The organism is Marivita sp., assembly GCF_022763305.1.
GTDB lineage: Bacteria > Pseudomonadota > Alphaproteobacteria > Rhodobacterales > Rhodobacteraceae > Marivita.
Window position 1 is genome coordinate 38,397 of record NZ_JALEGT010000066.1, and the last position, 7,943, is coordinate 46,339.

Sequence of the window (7,943 nt, forward strand, 5' to 3'; positions counted from 1 at the left end):
GCCTGTTCCGGTCAGGCAGGGCTGCGCACCGGGCGCGGGCGCAGATACCAGTACCAGACGCGGTAGCTTTCCAGGGCGATCAGGGGTGCGAAATGCACCGCCGCAGGCACCCAGCTGCCCCAGTCATGCAAAGCGGCCCAGTGCACCAGCGTCAGCACAGCTGCCGCGTAGGTCCAGCGCTGGACCCATTTCCACCAGGTTCCCATCTTGCGCACGAACAGATCGGCGGACGTAATGGCCAGCGGCACGAAGATCAGGAAGGCGATCCAGCCGGTCCAGATGTAAAGCCGGGACAATTCACCCGTGACCGTGCTCAGCGATCCCTTGTCGATCAGGTAGAACAGCGTGTGCAGCAGCGCATAACCGAACGCGGCCACGCCGAAATAGCGGCGGTTCTTCTTGAGCCATTGCGGCCCGCGCCAGCCGCGCAGAACCAGCATCAGCGGGGTGGCCATCATCGTGATGATCAGAAAGCGCGCCGAAAACTCGCCGGTCGGGTGCACGAGGATGTGAAACACCCGTGGATCGGCCGAGGTCAGAGCCTCGACCGAGATGCCAAGCGCCGGCAGGGCGAGCAGTGCCCAAAGCCAATACGGGTTGAGAAAGGAAAGTCGTTCGAGCATGGCGCCCTCCGTCATCTGTGGTCCTGAATCGGTACACGTGCGAGGGGCGGTTTTCCGTCGGTTGCGGCGAAAATTTCTGCGGGTTCATGTCCTGGGCCGGCGTCCACATGCGCGGGTGCCCAAAATCAAAACCCTGCGCCGCGTTGACACGCAGCGCAGGGCCACCCTGTCTCACATTCACCGAATTACCATTTCAGCGACAGGGTATGTGAACGGGTCCGATCGTCATGGAACGGGTCGCCATGTCAGCACCGGCAGACCATTTCGAAGACAAGAGACCGACTCTGACACAAATTATGCACTGGACCCTTAGCAGATCAGACCCCATCTTTCCACTGTAAAGATTTTTTCCGAAGCGAAATCCAGGGTGCGTCCGCATGACGGTCGATGGCAAATCGACAACCTACCACCACGGTGATCTGCGCCGGGCCATTCTCGATGCCGGAGAAGAGGAATTGGCCGCGCGCGGTGTCGCCGGGTTTTCGCTGCGCAGGGTCGCGGCCCGTGTCGGCGTCAGCCACACCGCACCGGCGCATCATTTCGGCGATGCCTCGGGGCTGATCGAAGCACTGGCAGAGCGCGGCTTTCTGCGACTGGTGGCCTGCATGCAGGACCGACAGGCCCGCGCGATCCAGACGCCTTATGAACGGCTCATCGCGACTGGGCAGGGCTATCTGGATTTCGCGCTGTCCGAACCGGCCATGTTCCGCCTGATCTTCGGGCTCTCGGATACGCCGAAAGAAGGATCGGCGCTGCAGGCGGCGGCCCTGTCGGCGTTCCTTGTTCTGGCCCGCGCGGTCGGAGAGTTCCGCGGGCAGGATCCGATGCAGTCTGCCGAGGGCCGGATTGAGGTTCTGGCCTGCTGGACCCGCGCCCATGGCATGGCCGACCTGATCCTGTCGGGGTATATCGACCTTCCGGACGGTGACCCAGCCGAACGTGATGCGTTCTTCCGCAACTTGCTGGCCGCTGATCTGTCCCCCCGCGACACCTGACGAGGTGCGCTGGTCGTCAGCTCCGGCGCGGTGCGCGGACCAGATGCAGGCCGATCAGCAGAAACCATGCGAGGGCGCCAAGGCCAAAGATCGCCCCGGCGGTGTCACCCATGGGCGGAGCAAGCGTGGCCAGACCTGCAAGGCCGGTGCAGATGCCAACCGCGTTGGTCACGACAGGAATGGTCCGGGTCGTCTGCCCGGCGAGGCTGACGCACAGACACCAAGCGCCACCGGCAATCTCGTTGCCCCCGCCAAGGCCCAGTTCGACCGCATGCAGGACCGTCCAGATCCCGACGGCGCCTTCGGGGTCGGAGGGGAAGACCGTCAGCACCCGCTCGATTGCTACATTGGCGATCATCCCGGCCCCCAGAACCAGCGTGGCCCAGATCAGGCCAAGCGCCCGGCTGAGTTCGGCCCATGCCGATGAGCCGCGCTGCACCAGCGAGGCGAGCGCCACGACCAGACAGGCGAGCGCAAGCGCGTTGACGATGTAGATCGTCGTGTTCCAGAAGATCAGGAGGCCGGGGGACGCATTGATGAAGGCGACGACAGCCGCGATGTCGATCTCTTTTGTGCCATAGCCGAGAGGCGCAAGAACGGTCACGAGAAGGGCAAACCCGATACCGTAGGTCGCTGCGCAGGCCCACGCGGCCAGACCGCCTGTTCGTATGAGGGTCATGACTGACCTCCGTTGTTGCGGGCCATGGCGCTGTCCTGAAATGACCGAGCCAGTCGACATGTGCCGAAAGCCGTGCCCACCATGTCCATGGCACAGGCCGTCAGGAAGAACTGCAGTGGACCGTGAACCCTTTGCGGTGTGACGCGCGGCAGGACGGCGAGGGCGATTTTGCGCAGGACGTCCGGCACATGGGTGATCCGTGGCGCCCGGTCGAGCGTGGCAAAGGCCAATTCGGCCAGCTCTGTCTGCGAAAAGGTCTCTGGTCCGCCCGCATCGACCCAGTCTGTTCCATGTTCGGTCGCATCCGCCACCACCTTGGCCAGGTCCGCCCCGTGGATCGGATTGATCCGGGCTGACCCGTCACCAAAGAGCCAGACCCGGCCTGACCTGGCCATATCGAGGATCTCTCCCATATCCGAGAAATATCCCGACGGTGCGATCACCGTGGAGGCAAGGCGCGAGGCTTGGAGCGCATCGACGAACTGGGCCTTGGCGGCAACCAAGGGCACGTGCCGCATCGCGTCGGCATTGAGCACATGCACATAGGCGAAGCGGGACACACCGGCGCGTTCCGCTTCGCGCAGCAGGTTCAGATTGGCCTGGTAGTCAACGTCGCGGTAGCTCAAGCCGTCGGTTTGTCGCGTGATCCCGAGCGCCGAGACCACGAGATCGGCACCCTGCATCACACCGTTCAGGCTCTCGGGCTGGGTGGCCTGCGCCTCGATCACGCTGTCGGCGTCAAGCGCGCCGCACCGATGCGCGTCACGCACCAATGCGGTCACGTACCACCCCCGGCGTTGAAATTCGGCACAGAGATAGCGGCCCAGATAGCCGGTCGCGCCTGCGATGAATACGGTTTTCATTGGGGGCTCCCTTCAGGATGTGACAAGTCCGATCACCGCAGCGCCAGCTGTCAGCAGAACAGTGGCGCACAGCAGACCGTGCTGCGCGGGCGACGGTTGGGGACGGCGGGGCCGCTCTGCCGATGCGCCGGTCAGCAGATCGTGCAGCGCGTCGAAGCGGTGGCGGCGGAGGGTGATCAGGTCAGGCATGGGGGTCTCCTTCCGTCCGGGATCAACCGACGACCCGGTGGCCACGGCCGCGCAGACAGCTGAGAACGATGGCTGCGCGCCGCTCCGACACGTCAACCGCGCTGGCCACACCGCCGGCCAACGCACCGGCCACCGCGCCACCCAGCGCATCGCCATCGTCGTCCCAGTGGCCAAGCACTGCGCCAGCCCCGGCGCCAAGGGCCGCAGCCCCAAGGGTTTCTTGGTCGAACTGCCGCTGATTGCGCGCCAGCGCCCGGCACTCGGCCAAATCGGCGTCGTAGCTCGCAGAGGGCGGTCCGTCGAGGATGGGGGTGACCTGTGCGCCGGTATCGGCACAGGCCGACATCAGGGTGACAGCGCCAAGCGTGATCAGGGAAACGGGTTTCATCTCTTTTGTCCTTTGCATCGGTTGTGATGCGGGGGACATACGCCTGCATCCGACGCCCGGGGATGACCGCAGGTGTCAATCCGTTGACATCTGGTGCCAGAATGATGCCAGCGGTCAGGCCGCGCTTTCCCGAAACGCGCTGGGGCTTTGTCCGGTCCAGCGTTTGAACGCCCGGACAAAGGACGAGGCTTCGGAAAATCCAAGCAGGTATGCGGTTTCGTTCACCGACACCTTGCGCGCGGTCAGATAATCCCGCGCCATGCGCTGGCGCAGATCGTCATGCAGTTCGGCAAAGGTCACGCCTTCCTCGCGCAGGCGCCGGTAGAGCGTCTGGCGACTCATCCCGAGATCGCGGGCCACCTTGTCCATGGACAGGGTGCCTTCATGCAGATCGGGCAGGATGTGCGCCTCGATCCGCGCGCGCAGAGAATCGCGCGTGGCCAGTTCCTGCAAGAGCGTGTCCGCATGCCGGGTGAACACGCCGAACACATAGGCATTGCCGGGTTCGAACGCGGTCTTGTCGGACAGCCAGACGGGGTCGATACGCAGGGCGTTGCGCGTCGCGTTGAAGGTCACGGGAACCCGGAAAAGTTCGGGGTAGTCGTCCACGTGAGGCGGCGGCGCGTAGGTCACCTGCATTTCAAGCTCGAACGTCTGGTCAGGGAAGGAGCGCCGGAATTCGCTGATGAACCGCGCAAAAGACGCCTCGATCCCGATATAGTCCGGGCCCGCGACAGGCAGGTGATCGACGATCCAGACCTCTCCCCGCTCCTGAACAAGTGCGAACCGGTCGCGGCCTGCCAGCGCGTCATTGTCCGCCATGAGCCGCAGGTATCGGTTCAGCTGGTCGATGGAATGGGGCAGGGACGCGGAGTGATGGACGATCTGACCAACAACCGAGATCGTTTCAAGCCGCGATGTGAGCGTATGCCGCAAGAGCAGCGCGGTGTCCCCGGTGGCCGCCATCGCGGCCGCGATCAACGCCTGGTAGGCCGCGACAGGGATGCGATTGTCCTGATCCGCGAGCGCCGCCACATCCAGCCCGGCCGCGTCCAGCAGGACGCGCCTGTCTGCGCCGCGCGATACCGCGTAGTCCAGAAGCGCCGAGGCGAAGCCCGCCGCCATCATCGGTTCCGACATGGTCCGGTTTCACTTGTTGGTCCCCGCCCACCTTAGGCCAGGGGTTGCAGGAAACGGAAGCCCCCACGCCCAAACCGGGGCGGGGGCCATGAGACCGGGTCAGAAGAAGATATCGTCGAGCGACTCTGTGCTATCAGGTGTCGTCTCGGCGACGGTCGGCTCGGGTGTTTTCGCTTCCTTGGCGCCCTCGGGTGGCAGGATCACGCTGCGGTGGATGTCGCGTTCGCGCTCCATCGTGTAGATCCTGAAGGCCTCCGACGCGATGCCGTCGATCTTGCCCGGGAAGCCGGTATCGCCAAGATCATTGGCAAACATGCGCGCGGTCTTCTCGATCAGATGTGCATGTTCCGACACCGGAGCCAGCCATCCGCGGGATTCGTCGAGCTTAGTGCGGATCGACGCCACGACATCGCCGCTGCGATAAGCGGCCTCGCCGATCTGCTTCACACCTTCAGAGAGCTGCCGCACCGCGCCCTCGGGCAAGGCGTTGGCCCACTCGCATGCGGCTTCCAGAAGAGCGATGGTCTGGCTGGCGAGGTCCATCATTTCGGTCAGGTCGGATTTCACGACGGGCAGTCCGGCAGAGGCATCGCCCGCAAGCTGCTGAAGCTGACCCGCGATCTCGCGCAGCGCCAGACCGCGCCGTCCCAGACGGGCGCAGGCGATGACCGCATTGATGCCGATCATCCGCATGCGCGCCTCAAAGGACTCCCCTGCAGCGATCACGCTGGTCAGAGCCTCGAATTCCCGAGAAAGGGAGCGCGCAAAATCCATCAACTGGCCTTGCGTCGTCACCGCCTGTGCGATCCTGTTCTCGATCTCTTCGAGCCCGTCCATCAGGCGGCGCGATCCGTTGCGCTTTTCGAAGATGCCGAGGTGGTCCCGGATGAGGGTCAGAATGCCCTCCTGCAGGGCGGTCGATCCGTCGCGGACCGCGTCCACCCCAGCGACATGCAGATCGGCGATATCCTGCATCTGGTGGGCTGCCAATGCGGTCAGGGCGTCGGCTTCGTCATGAGCGTCGGGAATGCGCTCGAGGATGAAAAGCACGTGCTCGAGGCGCTGGCGCGTCGTGTCCCCGATCTGCAGGCCCGATACCGCTGTTGCCGATGCGGACATCAGCGCGCGTGACCGGTCGGCGATTTCGGCGCTGGCCGAACCGAGCGACTGGATGTGGCTTTCGAAGGTCGCAAGATTGCGGTTGAGCGTAGCCACCGGACCGGAAAGGCTGGAGGTCAGGAGATCCCCCAGAGACCGGGCGCGGTCGAGCGCATCGCTGCTGCCGCTCTTGATGCGCTGCATCGCCTCGTCCAACCCGCCAAGAATGCTGCCCAGCTCGGCAACAAGGTGGGTCGCATCCTCGGTGAACCCGGTCAGGTTCGAGCCGGAATCTTCGGGACCGATCGGGATCGCCGCGACGGTGATCCGTGCGTTCAGAACCACGATGTTCATCATCTTCAGGATGCCGCGCAATTCGCGAACCTGCGCATCGACGCCGCGGGCGCGCTCCATCAGGGCCGACACAAGATCCAGCGCCTTGAACACCTCGTCGGAGAGCGATCGCATCTCGCTGTCATGCCAATGTCCGTGCTGACGCAGATCGGACAATGTGCCGTTGGCGTTCATCTCGTCGAAGACCGCCAGCACGCCCCGGGTTTGTCCCAGCGCGTCCGACGTCGCCGCAAGGTGATCGCCCGCCGCGAGAAAGACCTCTTCGGTCTTCCGGCCGAGATCGGAAATCGCCCGCTCCCGGGATACAAGATCGTTGGCGGGTGCCGCGTGGAATGCGGTCTGCGCAGGTCGGTCGGTCCACAAGTCTTTCATGCGATCACCCAGCCTTGCGGGACTTGCCGTTGTACCAGCCCACGATTTCCGAGGACATCTCCGAGAGCGGTGCCACCTTGTCCACGACGCCCGCCTCGACAGCGGATCGCGGCATCCCGTAGACCACGCAGCTTTGCTCGTTCTGGGCGACGGTATAGCCGCCGCAATCGCGGATCTCGCCCAGACAGGTGGCGCCATCGTCGCCCATGCCGGTCAGGATCATCCCCATGGCGTTTTCACCTGCCGCCTGCGCGGCCGAGCGGAACAGCAAATCGACCGACGGGCGGTGCCGCGAGATATACGGTCCGTTCACGACCTCCGCCACGTAACCCCGTCCTTCGCGGTGGATGAGAAGATGCTGGTCGCCCGGCGCGATGACTGCGCAGCCGGGCAGCAGCAGATCGCCCGAAGTCGCTTCGATCACCTCGATCTGGCAGTTCCCGTTCAACCGTTTGGCAAGCGGTCCGGTGAATTCCGCGGGCATGTGCTGGACGATGGCGATGGGCGGCGAATTCGCCGGAAGCCCGGTCAGAACCTGTCGCAGCGCGTCCGGACCCCCGGTGGACGAGCCGATGACGACGAGCGGGGTCGGGCCAGCCTTGCGGACAGGCGGTTTCTTGGCGAGGATCTTGTCCGGACTGATGCGCGCATCGCTGCGTCCCTCATCGGTGTTGACGCCTCTCACGCTGGCGGTGTCGGTCCCGCCGACAGCGTTGCGAACGGCCTGCCCGATGCGCATCCCCGCCCGGTTCCGGGCCTCCGCCGTGGTGAGGTCGGGTTTGGCCAGCACTTCCGCCGCGCCAAGATCAAGCGCCTTCAATGCCGCCATGGAGCCTTTCTGGGAATGGCTCGAACAGACCACGACGGGCACGGGGCACTGGGACATGATCTTGCGCAGAAAGGTCAGGCCGTCCATGCGCGGCATCTCGATGTCGAGCAGGATCACGTCGGGAAGGTTGTCCCGCATCCGTTCCACGGCTGCGAACGGATCCTGTGCGGTCCCGAACAGGGTCAGGCCGGGATCGGCATTGATGATGGCGGAAAAGGCAGAGCGTACTGCCACGCTGTCATCGACGACAAGGACACTGATGGAACGTGTCATGTTTAGGGTCAGGATGCATTGATTTCGGTTGCCCTGCCTGATCCACGGCTCCGAAAATGGAGCTGTGACATGAGCGATCTTTTTTGGCTGAGCGACGCGCAAATGGCGCGTTTGGAACCTTTCTTTCCGAAGCCGCACGG

At 64.3% G+C, this 7,943-nt stretch carries 9 protein-coding genes; 1 reads left to right on the top strand and 8 read right to left on the bottom strand.

From position 1 onward, the window contains the following. Positions 1 to 11 precede the first annotated feature (11 nt). Complete coding sequence (locus tag MRY75_RS13085) at positions 12 to 623, bottom strand: ferric reductase-like transmembrane domain-containing protein (RefSeq protein WP_292308454.1); 612 nt, start codon at positions 621 to 623, stop codon at positions 12 to 14. Between the two features lie 377 nt (positions 624 to 1,000). Between MRY75_RS13085 and MRY75_RS13090 the strand changes: the two genes are divergently transcribed. Beyond that, the gene (locus MRY75_RS13090) at positions 1,001 to 1,618 is read left to right on the top strand and encodes a TetR/AcrR family transcriptional regulator (protein WP_292308455.1); all 618 of its coding nucleotides are present in this window, start codon (positions 1,001 to 1,003) and stop codon (positions 1,616 to 1,618) included. Positions 1,619 to 1,634: 16 nt separating this feature from the next. Here the strand turns inward: MRY75_RS13090 and MRY75_RS13095 are convergent, their stop codons facing one another. The 7 genes from MRY75_RS13095 to MRY75_RS13125 form a co-directional block, all read right to left on the bottom strand. Continuing rightward, positions 1,635 to 2,297 (bottom strand): hypothetical protein, encoded by a 663-nt coding sequence (locus tag MRY75_RS13095; protein ID WP_292308456.1) that lies wholly within the window; start codon positions 2,295 to 2,297, stop codon positions 1,635 to 1,637. Further along, positions 2,294 to 3,160 carry an SDR family oxidoreductase gene (locus tag MRY75_RS13100; protein WP_292308457.1) on the bottom strand — a complete coding sequence of 289 codons (867 nt, stop codon included), beginning with the start codon at positions 3,158 to 3,160 and terminating at the stop codon, positions 2,294 to 2,296. Before MRY75_RS13100 ends, MRY75_RS13095 begins: the two co-directional genes overlap by 4 nt. A gap of 12 nt (positions 3,161 to 3,172) precedes the next feature. After that, a complete protein-coding gene (locus MRY75_RS13105; protein WP_292308458.1) occupies positions 3,173 to 3,349 on the bottom strand; it encodes a hypothetical protein in 177 nt (58 codons plus the stop codon). 22 nt (positions 3,350 to 3,371) lie between these two features. Continuing rightward, positions 3,372 to 3,737 carry a glycine zipper family protein gene (locus MRY75_RS13110; protein ID WP_292308459.1) on the bottom strand — a complete coding sequence of 122 codons (366 nt, stop codon included), beginning with the start codon at positions 3,735 to 3,737 and terminating at the stop codon, positions 3,372 to 3,374. Between the two features lie 114 nt (positions 3,738 to 3,851). After that, entirely contained in the window at positions 3,852 to 4,877 is a 1,026-nt protein-coding gene (locus MRY75_RS13115; protein WP_292308460.1) for an AraC family transcriptional regulator, read from the bottom strand. Positions 4,878 to 4,976: 99 nt separating this feature from the next. Continuing rightward, a complete protein-coding gene (locus MRY75_RS13120) occupies positions 4,977 to 6,701 on the bottom strand; it encodes a hypothetical protein (RefSeq protein WP_292308461.1) in 1,725 nt (574 codons plus the stop codon). A 4-nt stretch (positions 6,702 to 6,705) separates the two neighbouring features. Further along, entirely contained in the window at positions 6,706 to 7,803 is a 1,098-nt protein-coding gene (locus MRY75_RS13125) for a chemotaxis response regulator protein-glutamate methylesterase (RefSeq protein WP_292308462.1), read from the bottom strand. Positions 7,804 to 7,943 lie beyond the last annotated feature (140 nt).